The organism is Ruegeria sp. AL2, from assembly GCF_056540845.1.
Genome location: NZ_JBQFXM010000074.1, coordinates 1 through 776, shown reverse-complemented (window position 1 = coordinate 776; position 776 = coordinate 1). Strand labels below are relative to the sequence as shown.

Below are 776 nucleotides of genomic sequence, written 5' to 3'. Positions count from 1 at the left end.
GACGGGTCATGCGGTTGAGGGCTTTGACAGCGATGCGGGCTTCGGTTGTCTGGGTCTCCATGTTGCGGCTGCGCAGTTCCAGTCCGATGACCTGTTTGTATCGCCCGATCTGGGCCTCGCCGCGCGATCTCTGACCATAACCGGTGGCCTTCTGCCATGCCATTCGGCCAGTTTCGGTTATCATGTCGATATGGGCGTTACGTGCCTGGCAATCTCCGGGAACGGCGTTCTTCGGCGGCGGAATAATCAGCTCGACATCCGGGCCAAACGCATGCCGGATGGTCGCGGCGGTTGGTACACCATCATAAGCCCCGTCACCGATGAAACGGCGCACCGGACCGGACACCTCGGCAAGAAGGTCGGGCAGAGCGCCGGTGTCCCCGACCTGCTGGGGTGTCAGGCAGGACGCCACAAGCTCGCCGCTCTCCAGATCGAAGCCGACATGCAGTTTGCGCCATATCTTGCGGGCCTTCGGCAGCCCGTGCTTCTCACGCATCCACTCGCGGCCACCGTGGACACGCAGCCCTGTGCTGTCCACAACCAGCGCGATCGGACCACTGGCTGTCTGGGTGTCGGGCGCGATCTGAAGCGATGGCGCACGCCGGCAAAGCGTCGAAAAATCCGGCACGGGGAGGTCCGTCTGCATGAGCCGCAGCAGACTGCGGACAAAGCCCTGCGTTTGGCGAAGCGGTAAGCCGAACACGGCGCGCAAGGTCAAGCAGGTCTCAATCGACAGATCAGAATATCGTTGTTGACCACCGCGCTTGCCGGAGCGC

Annotated in this window: 1 protein-coding gene; it reads right to left on the bottom strand. The window is 62.9% G+C overall.

Features of this window, described 5'->3' with window-relative positions; translation table 11 throughout:
- The coding region (locus tag ACR0ID_RS20430) for an IS5 family transposase (protein ID WP_480608433.1) at positions 1-712 on the bottom strand (712 nt) is incomplete at its 3' end.
- Between the last annotated feature and the right edge of the window lie 64 nt (positions 713-776).